The organism is Rhodococcus sp. MSC1_016, assembly GCF_023667485.2.
In the GTDB taxonomy this organism is placed as follows: Bacteria; Actinomycetota; Actinomycetes; order Mycobacteriales; family Mycobacteriaceae; genus Rhodococcus_F; species Rhodococcus_F oxybenzonivorans.
Window position 1 is genome coordinate 5,414,994 of sequence record NZ_JAMOZI020000001.1, and the last position, 16,822, is coordinate 5,431,815.

The window sequence follows — 16,822 nt, forward strand, 5'->3', positions numbered from 1 at the left end:
CGGCGCGAGTCAGACGGGGGCGGTGCCCGGAGTGAGGCCGGCGACGAGTTCTTCCAAAGTCGATGCTGCGTCTATTCGTTCGATGAACGCGACCTCGGTTCGGTGGGCGTTCTCGCAGTAGTCGACGACCCGCGGGACGTCGAAGAACGGGATCACGCACACCCCGTCGATGTCGGCGACGAGGTAGTCGCCGGGGTTCACCAGGTGACCGCACAACGAGACCGGCCCGTTCATCTGCACCGTCTCGTAGCGGTAGCGCGCGGCGGCGGGCCGTCGTGCGGTACTCCAGACCGGCAGCCCGCTCGCGATGATGGACGCGGTGTCGCGGATCGCGCCGTCGACGACGCATCCGCCCATCTCCGCCTTCACAGCCCACCGAGCGGACAGTGCGCCCATCACGGCACCGGATCGTGACCCTGAACAATCCATGACGGCGACGTCACCCGATCGGCCCAGACCGTAGAGGTCCCGGTCGCCGAAAGTAATGCCGCGCCCGGCCACGCGGTTCCCGGTCACATCCCCACCGAGTGGGACATATCGGAGGGTCACCGCGGGGCCACACATGCGAGCATCGTTCGTCACCGGGTTCAGGTCGGTCGAATCGATCACCGCACCGACGCCGAGTTCGTCCAGGGCGTCGGCGACCGCGGACGCCGTGTCCGGGATCGACAGCAACCGGGACGCATAGTCTTCGGCGTATCGCGGGATTTCGGTGGTGAGGATCTTCGACGACGGGACAGTGCCCGTCATCCGTGCGCGGGTGTCGGTCAGGTCGGCCTCAGGCATGGCTGGTCTCCGCGGTGATGCGACGGGATGTGGTGGGCAGGGTGGCGCGGCGGGTGGTTTCGTAGGCGTCGATGTCCTCGACGTCGCGCAGGGTCAGGCTGATGTCGTCGTAACCGTGGAGCAGCCGCCAGCGGGCGTTGTCGTCCAACTCGAACTGGTAGATCGCGCCGCTGATCCGCACTTCCCGTCGGACGAGATCGACGGTGAGGGGCAACTCGGGCCGGGCTTCGATCGTGTCCCAGAGTTCGTCGATCACTCGCTGGTCGAGAACGATCGTGAGCAGACCGTTCTTCAGGGAGTTGCCGCGGAAGATGTCGCCGAAGCGGGGGGCGAGCACGACCCGGAAACCGTAATTCTGCAGGGCCCAGACCGCCATCTCGCGCGACGATCCGACACCGAAGTTCTGACCGGCGACCAGGATGGTCGCGTTTCGGTAGTCGGGTTGATTGAGCACGAAGTCAGGGTCGAGACGCCAGTCGTGCAGCAGGGCGTCCGCATAGCCTTCCTTGGTCACTCCGACACAAAATCGTGCTGGGATGATCTGGTCGGTGTCGACATCGGAAACACGCAGGGGCGCTGCGATTCCGGTGTGTTCGGTGAAAGCGTCCATCAGCGCTCAGTCCTCCAGGTCTGCGGGCGCGGTCAGTCGTCCGGTAACCGCGGTTGCGGCGGCGACGGCGGGCGAGACGAGGTGCGTTTGCACGCCCCGCCCTTGGCGGCCCTCGAAGTTGCGGTTGTTCGTCGATGCGGCCCGCTGGCCCGGGCGTAGTCGGTCGTCGTTGAGTGCGACGCACATCGAGCACCCCGAGTAGCGCAGCGGGGCGCCGGCGGCGGCGAAGATCTCGTCGAGTCCTTCCTCGATGGCTTGGGCGCGGACCGCCTCCGACCCGGGGACGACGAGCACCTCGACACCGGGTGCGATGTGCCTGCCTTTCCACACCGCGGCGACCTCCCGCAGGTCCTCGATGCGCCCATTGGTGCACGAGCCGATGAACACCGCATCGACCTCGATGTCGCGCAATGGTGTTCCCGGGGTCAGCTGCATATAGGCCAGAGCTCGTTCGGCGGCAGCACGTTCGACTGGGTCGAGGAACGACGACGCGGCAGGCACGGTGGCGTCGAGTGGCACCGACTGCGCCGGATTTGTCCCCCAGGAAACCCGCGGGGTGACGGTGGCTGCGTCGATGTGCACTTCCTTGTCGAAGACAGCATCCTCGTCGGTGTAGAAGGTGCGCCAATACTCGGCTTCGTCGTCGAACGCGGCCCCGGACGGCACGTGCGCGCGGCCGCGCAGGTACTCGATGGTGACCTCGTCGGGGGCGACGAGACCGGCCCGGGCACCGGCTTCGATGGACATGTTGCACACCGTCATTCGGCCCTCCATGGACAACGCACGAATGGCCTCGCCTTGATACTCGATGACGTAGCCCTGCCCGCCGCCGGTCCCGATCTGCTCGATCACCGCAAGAATGAGGTCTTTCGCTGTCGCCCCGGGCGGCAGCTGACCGTCGATGACCACACGCATGTTCTGCATCGGCGCCATCGGCAGTGTCTGGGTGGCGAGGACGTGCTCGACCTGGCTTGTGCCGATTCCGAACGCGAGGACGCCGAAGGCGCCGTGGGTGCTGGTGTGGGAGTCACAGCAGACCAATGTCATTCCGGGCTGGGTCAGCCCGAGCTCGGGTCCGATGACGTGCACGATGCCCCGGGCCGAGTCACCGAGCGAATAGAGCTCGATACCGAAATCACTGCAGTTACGCCGGATGTGGTCGAGTTGCTCGGCCGCGCCCGGGTCGTTGATGGTGCGCGCCACGTCGTCGGTGGGTGTGTTGTGGTCCTCGGTACCCAGGGTCAGGTCGGGACGGCGGACGGTGCGACCGGCCTCCCGAAGGCCCGCGAACGCGGCCGGGGTGTTGACCTCGTGCAGCAGGTGCATGTCGATGTAGATCAGATCCGGCTCGCCCTCGGCGGAGCGCACGACGTGACTCCTCCATATCTTGTCCGCAAGCGTGTAGCCCATGGTCAGTGCCTGTCCCTTCCGGTAACCCGCGATCGCTCGTCGGCCGATTCCGTGTCCGATGTGACCCACAACATAAGCAAACCTGTACCGTGAGATAAACCGAGAACGAAAAATTGCTGCCAAGTGCTCAACTTTGGCCGTCGCTGATGCGGCCAAAAGCGCATGTGGACCAAAAATCCACCCTCACGACAGGACTACCGATGGACGGCTTCGACAAACTCGACCTCGACATCCTTCGACTCATCGTCGAAGAACCCCGCGCAGGTGTCCGCGAGTACTCGCGCAGACTCAACGTCGCCCGCAACACCGCCCAGGCCCGGATCACCAAGCTGGAGAAGGCGGGGGTGATCGTCACCTGGCGGCCGCAGATCAATCTGGCACCGCTGGGCTACGCCGTCATGGCGTTCGTGCACGTGCACATCGCGCAGAGCCAGGTCAACGAGACGCTGGAACGGCTCACCGCGGTCCCGGAACTGATCGAGGCCAACACCGTCTCCGGCGAAGGAGACCTCCTGTGCCGATTCGTCGCACGGGACAATTCACACTTCGAGGAAGTGCTCCAGGTGGTGATGAAGACCGAGGGCGTGCTGCGCACCCGGTCCGAGATCGTCCTGAGCCGGCGCATCTGGCCCCGGACCGTCCCTATCGTGGAAAAGCTCCGCGCCGAAGCCTAGGTGCAGGAACTCATGATGCGGTGCAGTCATTTCGCGCCGTTGGTCCTCGATACGCCGAACACCTGAACGGTTCCGTGCCCCAGCGCAAAAAATCTGAGCAATTGGTCCTTCGGTAAGGATTGAGGATGTCGGGGATTGAGCATCTGGATGCTTTCTCCTCGAACGAGTTGATTCTGTGACTGCCATCACCCTTCAATAGCGGGGCGCGGGTGCGCCACCGAGGTCCGGCAGCGGATCCGGCGCCACCGCAGTCGGCTCATCGCTACCCGGCTCATCCCCGGCAGGCGTGCTCGGACAACCGGGCAACCACCGAAAGGGTTACCTCGATGCTCTACTTCATCTCGATCGCGGCGTTGATAGCGCTTTTCGCGATCGGCACCATGACACCCATCAACATGGGCGTCCTGGCGTTTGCCGCCGCCTTCGTGATCGGCGGCTGGTTGTCGGGAATGCCCATGGACGACATCTTCGGGTTCTTCCCCGGCAGTATCTTCACCATCATCGTCGGGATCACGCTGTTGTTCGGGATCGCCCGGGTCAACGGCACCGTCGACCTGATCGTCTCCGGGGCGCTCAAACTAGTCCGCGGCAAACGCTGGGCCATCGTCTGGCTGATGTTCTTCCTCGGCGCCGGACTGATGACCATGGGCTCGGTCCTCGCCGTCGGAATGCTCGCCCCCATCGCCATGCCGATCGCCAAACGGTACAAGATCGATCCCCTATTGATGGGCATGATGATCAGCCACGGCGTGCTCGGTGCCGCCTTCTCCCCGATCACCGTCTACGGGGCGTTCACCAACGGCTGGCTTCAATCGGCCGGTCTGCCCACCAACCCGCTCGCGCTGTATGTCATCCCCCTCGGACTGAGCTTCCTGCTCGCCCTGGCGCTTTTCCTCGTCCGTGGCCGTGACCTGCTCCGCGCCGATGACCAGACGATCGATATCGACGATCTCACCCGCACCGACGGCCCGACGATTGCCGAGAGTCCGGCGCCGGGACCGCGTGGGGGTGACCTCGTCAGCTCCGGCGCCGGCGTCGGCCAACACGCCACCTCCGCACGGCCGGGCGCCGGCCCGATGGTCCTGACGACCGGAGCACCGCAACCGACCCCGACATCGGACCGGCTCGAGGAGATCGAATCCACCGGGTTCACCCCGCTGCGCGTCATGACCCTGATCGGCATGGTCGCCCTGCTCATCGGATCGGCCGTGTTCCAGATCGACGTCGGCGTGTGCTCGATGGTCATCGCGGCGATCCTCCTCGTCATCGCCCCGAACAAGCACAAGCCCGCCGTCAACAACGTCACCTGGTCCGCGGTCCTCCTCGTCTGCGGAATGCTCACCTACATGAGCGTGCTCAAGGCCAACGGCACCCTCGAATTCCTCGGCGACGCGGCCGCCTCCCTCGGCTCTCCGCTGCTGACCGCACTGATCCTCTGCTACGCCGTCGCCGTAGTGTCCGCGGTCGGTTCGTCCATCGGCACGCTCGGCATCGTCCTCCCCCTTGCGGCACCGCTACTGATGATGGGCGACATCGGGCTCATCGGATTCGTTGCCGCGGTGTCGTTCTCGGCAGTGATCGTCGATGTGAGCCCTTTGTCGAGCAACGGCGTCATGGTCCTCGCCAACGCCCAGGTCCCCGACCGAGACAAGTTCCAACGTACGCTGTTCAAGTACACCGGCTACGTCGTCCTCGTCGCACCGATCCTCGCGTGGATCCTCGTCGTGCTTCCCACCTCGATGTAGACGCCGCCCGACGAACCCACTCCACATCCGGTGTCGGTCACCCGCTCGCAGGGTGACCGACACTGCGGCACTCGCGGGACTCGAGCGGCACCCTGACTGTCACACGTGCAGGAACCGTTGCCGCCCGTGCGTGTGGAATTCATGCTCCAGCGCGGTCTTCTCGCTGTCGGTCATTTCCTGGTACTCGGGATCGCCGCGTCCCACCCACCGGAAGACCGGATCGTCACACCGCCAACCCTGTTCCTGCAGAGCACGTTTGAGCACCTTGTTCGATCCGGTCACGGGTAGGTCGGTCGATACGCGGATGAAGCGCGGCGCGGACTTCGTACCCAGGTCGTCCTGGCCGGCGAGGAAGGATGCGAAGTCCGCGGGGTCGAAGTCGCTGGGGTCGGACATCTCGACGGCGGCCATCACCTGGTCGCCCGACCGCGGGTCGGGAACGGCGTAGACGCCGGTGGCGATCACCTTGGGATGGCGTCGCAGGATCCGTTCCACCATCAGCGCGGAGGTGTTCTCCCCGTCCACCCGGATCCAGTCACCCTTGCGTCCCGCGAAGTAGAGGAACCCCTCCTCGTCGAGATAGCCGAGGTCACCGGTCCAGTACCAGCCGTGTCTGATGCGGTCCGCAACGGCATCCTCGTTCTTGTAGTAACCCTCGAATCGCCCTGCTCCGGCCTTGTCGACCATCTCACCGATCGCCTCGTCCGGGTTGAGGACGCGGCCGTGCTCGTCGAGCCTGGCCCGGGCCTTCTCCTCGAGGGTGTCGGGGTCGACGATGACGATGTTCTCGTGAGCGGGTCTGCCGAGAGCGCCCTCGGGGGCGGCGGGGTCGAGCGTCACCGAGCCGGCGCCTTCACTGGAGCCGTACCCCTCGTACAGTTCGGCGCCGAACCGTCGGACGAACTCGGCCTTGTCCTCCGGCGAGGCCTCCGTGCCGAAACCCCGTACGAGCGTGTTGTCGGAATCGTCCGGCAACTCCGGCGTGGCCATCAGGTACGCCAGCGCCTTGCCCACGTAGGTGAAGAAGGTGGCGCCGAAGAACCGGACGTCGGGCAGGAAGCCCGAGGCTGAGAACTTGCGCGGCAGACACACGGTGGCCCCGTTGGCGAGTGCGGGCGCCCACAACGCCATCAGCGCGTTGCCGTGGAACAGCGGCATGCAGCAATAGTCGACGTCCTCCCGCACGTGACCGTACTTCACCGTGTTGGAGTAGGCGAGGCGCGCCAGGCGACCTTGGCTGCACCGCACGGCTTTCGACGTGCCCGTCGTGCCCGAGGTGAACAGCAACAGAAACAGCGTCGAGGCGTCGATCGCCGGATCCGCTGCGGGGTGCTCCACCCGGCAGGACGCCACCCGATCCGCGTACCTCGGATCGTCCACGAGGAGAAATCGGTCCTCGGACAATCCGAGGTCGAGACCGGCGAGCTGCGCCTTGCCCGCGGCATCCGTGACGATCAGCTGGCAGTCGACGTACCGGATCTCGGCCTCGAGTTCGGCCCCGCGGCGGGTGGGGTTGATGCCGACGATCGTCGCTCCCCCGAGCGCCGCGCCTCCCAGCCAGAACAGGAACTCGGGGGTGTTCTCGAGCAGCACACCGATGTGGAACGGACCGCCGCGCCGAAGCGACGCGGCGAGTGCAGCACGCGCCGCGCTCTCGTGGACCACCGCGTCCCACGTCCAGTCCTGCTCGCGGGTGCGGACTCCCAGCCGTTCGTCACCCAACCGGTCGAGCAGCATCTGGGCGATCGTTGTGCGTTCCAACTCGAGCTCTCCTCTCGACGGCGTGTGCGTGGTCATGGCTTCCGGAGCACGCAATGGGTGCCACCGTAGATCGCCGTCATGCACTTGTTGCAGTGATTGCACAGACCCGGTCTGTGGGTCTCCGCGGTGATGCGGTTGACCAGATCGGGCTCACGCAGCAGTGCACGCGCGATCGCCACGAACTGGAAGCCCTCTTCCATCGCGAGGTCCATGCTCGCCTTGCCGGTGATACCGCCGAGAAGCACCAGCGGCATGGTGACGGCCGCACGGATCTGACGGGCGTCGTCGAGCAGGTAGGCGTCGCGGTAGGGGTACTCCCTCAGGAAATGCTTGCCGACGAGCTGGATGCCGAGCTTGGTGGGTTGGGGCATGGCGGCCGCGAATTCGCGCAGCGGCGCATCACCTTTGAACAGGTACATCGGATTCAGCAGCGAGCTGCCCGCCGTCAGTTCGAGTGCGTCGAGCGAGCCGTCCTGCTCGAGCCACTGCGCCACCTGGATGGCCTCGTCCACCCAGAAACCGCCCGGCACACCGTCGTCCATGTTCAACTTGGCGAGGATCGCGATCCGATCGCCCACCGCGTCGCGGACGGCCCGCGCGGTGTCACGGGCGAGCCGCGCGCGGTTCTCGAGGCTGCCGCCGTATCGGTCCTTGCGCCGATTGGTTCGGGGGCTCAGGAACGAGCTGATGAAGTAGTTGTGCCCGAAGTGCAGCTCGATCGCATCGAAGCCGGCCTCGATGGCCCGCTTCGCTGCATCGACGTGCTGAGCGGTGATCCGCTCGATGTCGTCGACGGTTGCCGCTCGCGCCAAGGTCTGCGTCGTCAGACGGAACTGGGTGCTCGGCGCCAGCGCGGGGGCGCCGTTGTATTTGGCGCCGGCCACCGGCCCCGCATGCCCGATCTGTGCAGACACCGCCGCCCCCTCCGCATGGATGGCGTCGGTCAGCTTCCGCAGTCCCGGCATCGCGTCGTCACGCCAGGTGATCTGGCCGGGAGCCGTGCGGCCGTCGGCGGCGACGGCGCAATAAGCGACGGTGGTCATGCCGACCCCGCCCGCCGCCGGCTGCCGATGAAACTCGATCAGTTCGTCGGTCACCAGACCCTTCGGCGTGAGTCCCTCGTACGTCGCGGCCTTGATGACGCGATTGCGCAGAGTGATCGGCCCGAGCTTGGCCGGCCCGAGTGGATCGACCTTCACGGTGGGCGGGTCGAGATCTATGGTCATTAGGTGTCCCTCCAGCTGCGATTCGCTGACGAACGTAACGGCGCGGAGGCACCGCGGATCGGGCCAGTCTCGGTGAGTGGTAACCACGGCCGAAGCCCCGCCACGGCGTGCCATCTTGTGTCGGTACGAGTGCCCGAGGACGAAAGGCCGGCCCCATGACTGCCCCTACAGATCCACAGCTGCACCTGGATCAGGTGATGTCCCGCCTCACCGGGCCCGGTGGCCGGTTCGAGATCGTCGAGGAGCCCGTACTGGGCACACGCATGCCGGTGATGAAGAACCGCGGACGGGCGGTGGGCGACCTGCTCGCCACCTCGTTGCAGTGGGGAGACCGGGACTACCTGGTGACCGCTGACCGCCGGCTGTCGTACACCGAGCACGCGGCGGCGGTGGCGGCACTCGCGACCGCGCTGCGCGATGAGCACGGTGTCCGCAAGGGCGACCGGGTCGCGATCCTCGCCGCCAACACTCCGGAATGGGTGATCGCCTTCTGGGCCACGCAAGTGCTCGGCGCCATCAGCGTGGGACTCAACGGCTGGTGGGTACCGCGCGAGGTCGACTACGGGCTGACTCACAGCCGCCCCACCGTCGTCATCGCCGACGCGAAGCGGGCCGAGACGCTCGCCGCGGCCGGAAGCGAAATACCGGTTCTCACCATGGAAGACGATCTGCCCCGACTCTTCGACCGGTACGCGGGCGCCCCGATGCCCCACACGGACGTCGACGAGGACGATCCGGCCGCCATTCTCTACACGAGTGGCACCAGCGGCCGCCCCAAGGGCGCATTACATTCGCAGCGCAACATCCTCGCGGTGGTCGACTACCACCGGTTCAGTGACGCGGTGGTGGCCGAGTTCACGGGTGCGCCCACCGACCCGGCCGTCCCGAGCTCGCGGCGCTACCTGCTGACGTCCCCGCTGTTCCACATCGCGAGCCTGCACAACCTGGTGGTGCCGCGGCTCGCCACCGGCGGCGCCGTCGTCATGCATCAGGGCGGATTCGACGTGGACGCCGTGCTCGCCCTGATCGAGCGGGAACGGGTCACCAACTGGGGTGCGGTCCCCACCATGGCGTCGAGGTTGGTCGAACACGACAACCTGGAGAAGTACGACCTGTCCTCGCTGACGGCGTTCTCGCTGGCGTCGGCACCGTCGTCGGTCGCCTTCAAGGAACGGCTGCGGGAAAAAGTGCCGTTCGCCCGGGACGCGCTGGTGGACAGCTACGGTCTCACCGAGTGCAGTACGGCCATCGCCGTGGCCGCCGGCCCCGAACTCGAGCAGTACCCGGGCACGCTGGGCAGGCCCATCATCACGGTCAGCATGGAGATCCGCGATCCGTACGGGAAGTGGCTCCCGGACGGAGTCGAAGGCGAAGTGTGCGTGCGCAGCCCCTTCGTGATGCTCGGCTACTGGGAGGACGAGGCCGCCACCGCCGCGGCAATCGCGCCGGGCCGGTGGTTGCGCACCGGCGACTACGGCGTTGTCGAGAACGGCCGGCTCCGGCTGACGGGACGTCGCTCCGATCTGATCCTGCGCGGCGGCGAGAACGTCTATCCCACCGAGATCGAACAGTGCCTCGACGAACATCCCGGTGTCCTCGAGTGCGCGGTGATCGGCACGCCGCACGAGGATCTGGGACAGGAGGTGTCGGCCGTCGTAGTGCTACGGCCCGGTGCCACGACCACCGAGGCGGAGCTGCGGGACTACGCGGCCGAACGTCTGTCGTACTTCAAGGTCCCGACCCGCTGGCGAATCACCACCGACCTCCTGCCACGCAACGCGACCGGGAAGATGCTGCGCCGCGACATCGCGGTCTGATCCCCCTCGGGAACGCCGAATGCCCCAGTGGTGCAAAACAACTGCGCCACTGGGGCATTGGGCGGAAAAGAGATCAGCGAATGAGGTTGCCGAGATCCACCGGGATCTGGGCACCGGTGATGTATTTCGCTTCATCGGAGCACACCCATGCCACCACGGCTGCGACGTCCTCGGGCGCGAGGATGGTGTACGGCAGTGAATTCATGTAAATCGGCCCGAGAGTGGACGCGAACCGGCTGATCAGCGGATGCAGGTCGCTGAGCTTCATGCCGGTGTCGACGCCCGCCGGATGCACGGTGTTGACGCGAATCCGGTGCTCCCCCAGCTCGTTCGCCATCGTCTTCGCGAGTCCGGTGATGCCGTGCTTGGTGGCGACGTAATGGCCGGTGAACGGCGTGCCCTTGAGCCCCGACACCGAACTGGTGAATACGATCGCGCCGCCCTCGCCCTGCTCGATGAGGTAGGGGATCGACGCCTTGGCGGTGTGGAATGTTCCCGTGAGGTTGACATCGACGGTCTCCTGCCACTGCTCGGCGGTGATCTCCCAGGACAGCGCGCCCGAGCAGATGCCGGCGTTCGCGACCACCACGTCGAGTCGCCCCAGCCGGTCGATACCGTCCGCGAGAGCGTCCGACAGGGCGTCGAAGTCGCGCACGTCGGCTGCGGCGGCGACGATGCGCCTGCCCGTGGCCTCGACGAGGCGCACGGTCTCCGCCAGATCTTCCTCGCTGGCGCCGGGATAGGGGGTGGAGGCGAACTCGGTGCAGGCGTCGATCGCGATGACGTCGGCGCCTTCGAGCGCGAACCGCACCGCCTCGGCCCGGCCCTGACCACGCGCAGCGCCCGTCACGAAGACGACCTTGTTCTCGAACCGTAGGACTTCGGTCATGTCCTGCATCCTCCCCCTCTCAGCGCGGCCTGGGGACGGTCTTGTCGATGAACAGTCCCTCGACCGACACGCACACCTGCCCGTCCGCGGTCCTGATGTCGCCCACGGTGGAGATTTTCCGCCCGTCGACGCCGATCAACTTCCCGGTCAGGGTGAGCGGTTCGAACAGCGGGGTCGGACGGTGGTACCGCGTACTCAATTGTGCTGTCATGCCGGACTTTCCGCCCCACGCGTTGGCAACACCGAGCACGTGGTCGAGCAGCAGCGCCGAGACACCACCGTGGACATGCCCGGGCGGACCCTGGTACGGGATGGTCAAGGTGACGGTGCCCTGCACCGAGCCGTCCGCCAGGCCTTCGAGGACTACGGGTGGTGCCAGCGCATTCTCCGGTCCGGTCACCGGATCGTGCCGGGTGACGCCCTCCCCGTTCCACATGTCGATCAGCCGTTCGGCCACCGCGGGTGCGTGCTCCTCGAGGTGCTCGGCGATGCTGTTCAACTCCTCGGCCACTCGCTCGAGGTTGGCGTTGGCCCGGTCGGTGCGCAGCAGGGCGTCGATCACGCGGCGCGCCGCCTCGGTGGCTCGATCGACCGCGGCTCCGTCGGAGGGAGACGTCAACACTGTTCCCGCGGTGCTGTTTTCGAAGGTGGGATGCGTACCGGTGTTCACGGGCGAACCTCCATCGTGGCGTGCGTGAGGACGGGCTGTCCGTTCCGTTCGGGACACGTCGCGCGCAGCGTGAGCACGTCGCCGTCCCGCCAGGCCGCGATGTCGATCGTCTCACCCGGATAGAGGGAGCCGGCGAACCGCGCCGAGTACGTGCGCACCCGGGTGGGGTCGCCGTCCAGCATCCCGTCGACGACGGCCTTACACACCACTCCGTACGAGGCGAGCCCGTGCAGGATCGGGCGGTCGAACCCTGCGGCGGACGCGAACTCGGGGTCGGCGTGCAACGGGTTCATATCGCCGCTGAGCCGGTACAGCAGCGCCTGTCCCGTTCCGGTGCGTGACGCCAGCACCTTGTCGGGTTTCCGCTCCGGCAGCGTGGCCACCGACTCGGGACCAGGGGACCCGCCGAACCCGCCCTCATCACGGGCCCAGATCTGCATCCCCGTCGTCCACAACGGGTGACCGTCGTCCGAGTCGGTGGCCGTCTGCTCGAGCACGATGACGGCAGCCTTGCCCTTGTCCCACACGTCGGCCACTCGCGAGGACACCCGGGCGGTGCCCGAGGACGGGATCGGCGCGTGCACCGTCAGTGTCTGCCCGCCGTGCAGTATCTTGCGCAGATCCACATCGATGCCGGGCATTGTCAGCCCGGAACTCGGCGCCGATCCCGAAGAAATACCCTGCCCGGCCACCAAGGCGAACGTGGGCAGCACCTGCAGGTTCTTCTCGTACACCCACCGGAGTTCGGCGGGGTCCACCGCGTTGCCGCCCGCCCCGACGCCGAGGTGATAGAGCAGGACGTCGCGTTCGGTCCACGACGCCTCCCGAACTGCCGGCTCCGCGGTCAAGGCGACGTTCACATCGATACTCATGTCAGGTCACTTTCCGGGCTCGGGGTCTCGGGGCAGACCAAGGAGGCGTTCACCGATGATGTTGAGCTGGACGTTGGTGGTTCCGCCCGCGATCGACATGCATTGCGCGTTCAGGAACATCTGAGTGTCCGACGTGCGGGCCTGCTCGCCGAGCAGAGCGCGTGGTCCCGCCCAGTCCATCGCCACCTCCCACACCTGCTGGATGTGTTCGACGCCGAGCAGTTTCGCAACCGAGGACTCGGCACCCGGCTGCCCACCGGCGATCGAGCGCAGGGTGGTGCGCAGCCCCATCAAACCACCGGATTGCGCGTCGCAGAGCACCTTGCCGAGCACCGTCAGCTGCTCGTCGTCGATCCCGCCGGGCAGGTCGGCGGCCAGAGTCAACAGCGCCTCGCCACCGGATCCGAGGGAGGAGTCGTGCGAAAGCGAGACCCGCTCATTGGCCAGTGTGGTGCGGGCCAGCTTCCAGCCGTCACCCGGTTCACCCACCAGCAACTCGTCCGGGACGAAGACGTTGTCGAGGAACACCTCGTTGAACAGCGCCTCACCGGTGATCTCCCGCAGCGGCCGGATGTCGAGTCCCTCGCTGGACTTCATGTCGATCAGAAAGTACGACAGGCCCTTGTGTTTCGCTGCATCCGGGGCCGTCCGCGCCAGGCAGATGCCCCAGTGCGCGTCCCGGGCCATCGACGTCCATACCTTCTGGCCCTGCAGCACCCAGCCACCGTCGACCTTGGTGGCCTTGGTGTTCAGTCCGGCGAGGTCGGACCCGGCGCCCGGCTCGGAGAACAGCTGACACCAGACGAGGTCACCGCGCAACGACGGTGGCACGAATCGCTGCACCTGGTTCTCGTTGCCGTGTGCGATCAGTGTGGGGACCACCCAGTTGCCGATGATCATGTCGTGCGGCTTCACCTGAGCGGCGCGGAGTTCCTCGGCGATCACGAGTTGTTCGACGGCAGCTGCGCCTCTCCCCCACGGTGCGGGAAGATGCGGCGCCGTATAGCCTCTTTCGGCCAGGTAGCGCTTGCGCTCCTGCTCGGCCAGACCGACCGCCGGAGCCAGCTCGGCACGCACATCGGCGCGGATGCGGTCCGCCTCCGGTGGCAGTTCGATCCCGAGCACGCGCCGGCTGCCGTCGAGGGTGGCGCGGGCGACCCGACGCCGCCACGACGCGGTGGACCCGAGCAGGATTCGCAACGACTGTGCCCGTCGCAGATACAGGTGAGCGTCGTGTTCCCAGGTGTAACCGATGCCGCCGAGCACCTGGATGCAGTCCTTGGTCACCGAGAACGCGGCGTCGGGTGCGGTGGCGCCGGCTACCGCCGCGGCCAACGACGCCTCGGCGGGATCAGTGTCCGGGCTCATGGCGCGGGCGGCGTCCCAGCCGCACACCCGGGCCTGTTCGGCAAGGGTGAGCATACGGGCCACCCGGTGCTTGACGCCCTGAAATTGGCCGATGGGACGGCCGAACTGCTGCCGAGCCTTCGCGTAGTCCGCGGCGGTAGCGACGGCCCAGTCGGCGATACCCGACGCCTCGGCGGCGAACAGGGTTGCAGCGAGATCGAGGACACGCCGCGAATCGATCGACAAGACCGCGTCTTTCGCCAGAGTGATGCCGTGCGCGGTGGCGATAGCGTTGCGGCGCACCACGTCGTGGCTCGGCAGGTCGGTGACGTCGAGGTACTCGCGCGGCAGCACCACGAACGCCGTCGTGTCGCCGTCCCGCGCCGCCAGCAGGAACAGATCACCCACCTGACCGCCGAGGACGTACCCCGACTCGCCGTCGAGGGTCACCTCGTCGCCGTCGCGGGAGATCCGCAACGAACTCGGTTGCAAGGCAACGGCTCCCATCACCGAACCGTCGGCCAACCCGGACAGCCGGCCGCTGTGGCCGCCTTCGTTCAGGACGGCACTCGTCAACACGGTCGGCAGAAACGGTCCGGGAGCCAAAACCCTGCCGAGCTCTTCGGCGACAACCGCGAGTTCCACCAGGCCGCACCCCGCGCCGCCCACCTCTTCCGGCAGGTGCAACCCCAGCACGCCCAGACCGGCGAGTGCATTCCAGAACAGCGGTCGCTGTTCGGTTTTCGCTTCCACCGCTTGCCGCAGCACATCCGGCGTCACGGTTCGAGCGGCCCATCCCCGCACCGAGTCGCGCAGGTCTCGCTCTTCTTCGGTCAATCCCATTGTCATGTCGGCCTCGTCGAGTTCTCGGGTGTCAGATGCGTTCGATGATGGTTGCGGTAGACAGCGCCCCGCCCGCGCACATGGTGATCAGGGCGGTGGATTTGTCTGCCCGTTCCAGCTCGTGCAGTGCCGTGGTGATCAGTCGCGCACCGGTCGATCCCACCGGATGCCCGAGGGCGATCGCACCACCGTTGACGTTCACTTTGGACAGGTCTGCCTCGTGAACCTGCGCCCAGGACAGCACGACCGAGGCGAACGCCTCATTGATCTCGACGAGATCGATGTCCGCCAAAGACATTCCGGCCCGCTCGAGGGCCAGTGCGGTCGACTCGATCGGTCCGTCCAGGTGAAAGTAGGGGTCGGAGCCGACCATGCCCGATGCGACGATCCGGGCGCGCGGACGCAGCCCGAGTTCGCCGGCCAGTTCCTCGCTCATGAGGAGTACGGCCGCGGCGCCGTCACTGATCTGCGAGGAGTTGCCTGCGGTGTGGATGTGCCCGTCGATCACCGGTTTCAGTGCTGCCAGAGCCTCGGCCGTCGTCTCTCGCAGTCCCCCGTCCCGGGTGACCACTGCTTTCTCACCGGTGCGCACGCCCTGCTTGTCCACGACGGGCGCGGTAACGGGGACGACCTCGCGGTCGAACCGTCCCTCGGCCCAGGCCTGAGCGGCGCGGCGCTGCGATTCGAGGCCGAACGCGTCGACATCGCGTCGGGTGATTCCACGCCGTTCCGCGATGCGCTGCGCGGACGTGAACTGGTCGCCCATGTCGATCGACCAGTCGTCGGGATAGGGGCTTCCCGTCTCGGGGGTCAGCGCCTGACCGAGGAACACGCGGCTCATCGCCTCCACACCGCATCCGATGCCCGCGGTGATCTGCCCCGAGGCGATCAGGCCGGCCACCAGGTGCACGGCTTGCTGCGACGACCCGCACGCACAGTCGATGGAGGTGGCGGCAGTGCCATACGGCAGCCCGGCGTGCAGCCATGCCTGCCGGGTCACGTTGTTGGATTGCTCACCGGCCTGGGTGACGCAGCCACCGACGATCTGACCGATGTGTTCGGCGGGGACTCCCGCCCGCTCGAGGACGCCGCGTTGCGCCGCTCCGAGCAGTTCTGCCGGATGCAGTCCGGACAATGCGCCGCGCCGGCGACCTATCGGTGTCCGGACCGCGTCGACGATGACTGCGTTGCCCATTGTTGGCTCCTTCGCTGAGCCGCCAGGATTCGTGCCAGGGCGGCATTTCTGAAACGTATTCTATTTGTGAGGACAGATCAACGCACTGCCTCGGTAGTGAGCGTGCATACGCGTCGAGAATGAATTGCACCCCGTCAGGCGTGGCGGTGCGCGACCCCTGTGCCGAGAACGATCAGCGGCGGGAAAGGCCGACGAGCAGCAGGTCGCAGCCCTTGCGAATATCCGATTCGGCGTCGGGAATCGAGATCCGGCCGTTGAGGCACGACTGGACCACCCCGAACCACAGCTGCACCACGAGGCGGAGCGCGGTCAGATCACCTTCGGTCGGGTGTTCGATCCCCGCCGCATCGAGCATGATCTGGCGGAAGGCTCGGTCGACCTTCCCGGCATCCGGGACGGTGGCGACATTCGCAGTGCTGGTGGACTGAATCATCGCCGTGGACAGCGCAGGCCGGCGCAGGAGGCCACGAGTGGCCCGCACCAGCACGTTGTAGACGGCGTCCTGGGGAGTGGTGTCCGACGCGACACCCTTCGAGAATCCGGCGCCCATCTGATCGATCTGATCGACCATCACCGCGACGAACAGGTGCGTCTTCGACGGGAAGTACCGGTACAGCGTGCCGATGGCGACACCGGCCCGCTTCGCCACCTCGTGCATCTGGACCCGGGCGAGCTCCTTCTCGGACGCCAGCTCGGCGGCCGCCTCCAGCATGCGCACATGGCGCGCCCGCTGTTCCTCCGAACTGGGTTCGGCAGCGTCCCTGACCTCCGCGATTCTCGGCACCCTCGATCCCCTTCTCCCCGAGCAGCCTCGGATCCAGCCCAATTCTGGCATTCGATCGCGGCGGCGCCGAAATGCGTCCGGTGAGTGGGACCAGCGGTGCATTCCGTCGCCCGAATGCGATTGCGTGGACGCCACGACTGGGCGTCAGTCATGACCCACAACCATCACCCACAGGCATCACCCACCCCAACGG

Annotated in this window: 14 protein-coding genes; 3 read left to right on the forward strand and 11 right to left on the reverse strand. The window is 66.7% G+C overall.

Features of this window, described 5'->3' with window-relative positions; translation table 11 throughout:
• Nucleotides 1-9: 9 nt before the first annotated feature.
• The 3 genes from L1080_RS25290 to leuC are packed head-to-tail and all read right to left on the reverse strand — an operon-like array spanning nucleotide 10 to nucleotide 2,806.
• The gene (locus L1080_RS25290) at nucleotides 10-786 is read right to left on the reverse strand and encodes an RraA family protein (protein WP_250775077.1); all 777 of its coding nucleotides are present in this window, start codon (nucleotides 784-786) and stop codon (nucleotides 10-12) included.
• Nucleotides 779-1,396 (reverse strand): 3-isopropylmalate dehydratase small subunit, encoded by a 618-nt coding sequence (gene leuD / locus L1080_RS25295; protein ID WP_159918582.1) that lies wholly within the window; start codon nucleotides 1,394-1,396, stop codon nucleotides 779-781. Before leuD ends, L1080_RS25290 begins: the two co-directional genes overlap by 8 nt.
• Nucleotides 1,397-1,402: 6 nt before the next feature.
• Nucleotides 1,403-2,806: a 3-isopropylmalate dehydratase large subunit gene (gene leuC, locus L1080_RS25300; RefSeq protein WP_250775358.1), complete on the reverse strand. Its 1,404-nt coding sequence runs from the start codon at nucleotides 2,804-2,806 to the stop codon at nucleotides 1,403-1,405.
• A gap of 200 nt (nucleotides 2,807-3,006) precedes the next feature.
• On the opposite strand from leuC, the gene L1080_RS25305 reads away from it, so the two are divergent.
• Nucleotides 3,007-3,480 (forward strand): Lrp/AsnC family transcriptional regulator, encoded by a 474-nt coding sequence (locus tag L1080_RS25305; protein WP_250775086.1) that lies wholly within the window; start codon nucleotides 3,007-3,009, stop codon nucleotides 3,478-3,480.
• A 326-nt stretch (nucleotides 3,481-3,806) separates the two neighbouring features.
• Nucleotides 3,807-5,225, forward strand: coding sequence for an SLC13 family permease (locus L1080_RS25310; protein WP_250775088.1), 1,419 nt, complete (start codon nucleotides 3,807-3,809; stop codon nucleotides 5,223-5,225).
• Between the two features lie 99 nt (nucleotides 5,226-5,324).
• On the opposite strand, the gene casI is transcribed toward L1080_RS25310, so the two are convergent.
• Both casI and L1080_RS25320 read right to left on the reverse strand, forming a co-directional pair.
• On the reverse strand, nucleotides 5,325-7,022 hold the full coding sequence (casI, locus tag L1080_RS25315) for a steroid-22-oyl-CoA synthetase (RefSeq protein ID WP_250775090.1): 1,698 nt from the start codon (nucleotides 7,020-7,022) through the stop codon (nucleotides 5,325-5,327).
• Entirely contained in the window at nucleotides 7,019-8,212 is a 1,194-nt protein-coding gene (locus L1080_RS25320) for an NADH:flavin oxidoreductase (protein ID WP_250775099.1), read from the reverse strand. The genes casI and L1080_RS25320 overlap by 4 nt, the downstream gene beginning before the upstream one ends.
• Before the next feature lie 155 nt (nucleotides 8,213-8,367).
• On the opposite strand from L1080_RS25320, the gene casG reads away from it, so the two are divergent.
• The gene (gene casG / locus L1080_RS25325) at nucleotides 8,368-10,029 is read left to right on the forward strand and encodes a steroid-24-oyl-CoA synthetase (protein ID WP_250775101.1); all 1,662 of its coding nucleotides are present in this window, start codon (nucleotides 8,368-8,370) and stop codon (nucleotides 10,027-10,029) included.
• Nucleotides 10,030-10,102: 73 nt separating this feature from the next.
• Here casG and L1080_RS25330 read toward each other — a convergent pair whose 3' ends face one another.
• The 6 genes from L1080_RS25330 to L1080_RS25355 form a co-directional block, all read right to left on the reverse strand.
• Nucleotides 10,103-10,918, reverse strand: coding sequence for a mycofactocin-coupled SDR family oxidoreductase (locus L1080_RS25330; RefSeq protein WP_159918575.1), 816 nt, complete (start codon nucleotides 10,916-10,918; stop codon nucleotides 10,103-10,105).
• 19 nt (nucleotides 10,919-10,937) lie between these two features.
• Nucleotides 10,938-11,588: a PaaI family thioesterase gene (locus L1080_RS25335; RefSeq protein WP_159918574.1), complete on the reverse strand. Its 651-nt coding sequence runs from the start codon at nucleotides 11,586-11,588 to the stop codon at nucleotides 10,938-10,940.
• Complete coding sequence (locus L1080_RS25340) at nucleotides 11,585-12,460, reverse strand: MaoC/PaaZ C-terminal domain-containing protein (protein WP_159918573.1); 876 nt, start codon at nucleotides 12,458-12,460, stop codon at nucleotides 11,585-11,587. Before L1080_RS25340 ends, L1080_RS25335 begins: the two co-directional genes overlap by 4 nt.
• Nucleotides 12,461-12,466: 6 nt before the next feature.
• Nucleotides 12,467-14,656: an acyl-CoA dehydrogenase gene (locus L1080_RS25345; RefSeq protein ID WP_250775103.1), complete on the reverse strand. Its 2,190-nt coding sequence runs from the start codon at nucleotides 14,654-14,656 to the stop codon at nucleotides 12,467-12,469.
• Nucleotides 14,657-14,681: 25 nt separating this feature from the next.
• On the reverse strand, nucleotides 14,682-15,845 hold the full coding sequence (locus tag L1080_RS25350) for a steroid 3-ketoacyl-CoA thiolase (RefSeq protein WP_250775105.1): 1,164 nt from the start codon (nucleotides 15,843-15,845) through the stop codon (nucleotides 14,682-14,684).
• Between the two features lie 172 nt (nucleotides 15,846-16,017).
• Entirely contained in the window at nucleotides 16,018-16,629 is a 612-nt protein-coding gene (locus tag L1080_RS25355) for a TetR family transcriptional regulator (RefSeq protein WP_201453489.1), read from the reverse strand.
• Nucleotides 16,630-16,822: the final 193 nt, after the last annotated feature.

Excerpts from the sequence above, each read along its gene's own strand:
- L1080_RS25290 (WP_250775077.1), bottom strand. The coding sequence starts at position 786 with ATGCCTGAGGCCGACCTGACCGACACCCGCGCACGGATGACGGGCACT.
- leuD (WP_159918582.1), bottom strand. The coding sequence starts at position 1,396 with ATGGACGCTTTCACCGAACACACCGGAATCGCAGCGCCCCTGCGTGTT.
- leuC (WP_250775358.1), bottom strand. The coding sequence starts at position 2,806 with ATGGGCTACACGCTTGCGGACAAGATATGGAGGAGTCACGTCGTGCGC.
- L1080_RS25305 (WP_250775086.1), top strand. The coding sequence starts at position 3,007 with ATGGACGGCTTCGACAAACTCGACCTCGACATCCTTCGACTCATCGTC.
- L1080_RS25310 (WP_250775088.1), top strand. The coding sequence starts at position 3,807 with ATGCTCTACTTCATCTCGATCGCGGCGTTGATAGCGCTTTTCGCGATC.
- casI (WP_250775090.1), bottom strand. The coding sequence starts at position 7,022 with ATGACCACGCACACGCCGTCGAGAGGAGAGCTCGAGTTGGAACGCACA.
- L1080_RS25320 (WP_250775099.1), bottom strand. The coding sequence starts at position 8,212 with ATGACCATAGATCTCGACCCGCCCACCGTGAAGGTCGATCCACTCGGG.
- casG (WP_250775101.1), top strand. The coding sequence starts at position 8,368 with ATGACTGCCCCTACAGATCCACAGCTGCACCTGGATCAGGTGATGTCC.
- L1080_RS25330 (WP_159918575.1), bottom strand. The coding sequence starts at position 10,918 with ATGACCGAAGTCCTACGGTTCGAGAACAAGGTCGTCTTCGTGACGGGC.
- L1080_RS25340 (WP_159918573.1), bottom strand. The coding sequence starts at position 12,460 with ATGAGTATCGATGTGAACGTCGCCTTGACCGCGGAGCCGGCAGTTCGG.
- L1080_RS25345 (WP_250775103.1), bottom strand. The coding sequence starts at position 14,656 with ATGACAATGGGATTGACCGAAGAAGAGCGAGACCTGCGCGACTCGGTG.
- L1080_RS25350 (WP_250775105.1), bottom strand. The coding sequence starts at position 15,845 with ATGGGCAACGCAGTCATCGTCGACGCGGTCCGGACACCGATAGGTCGC.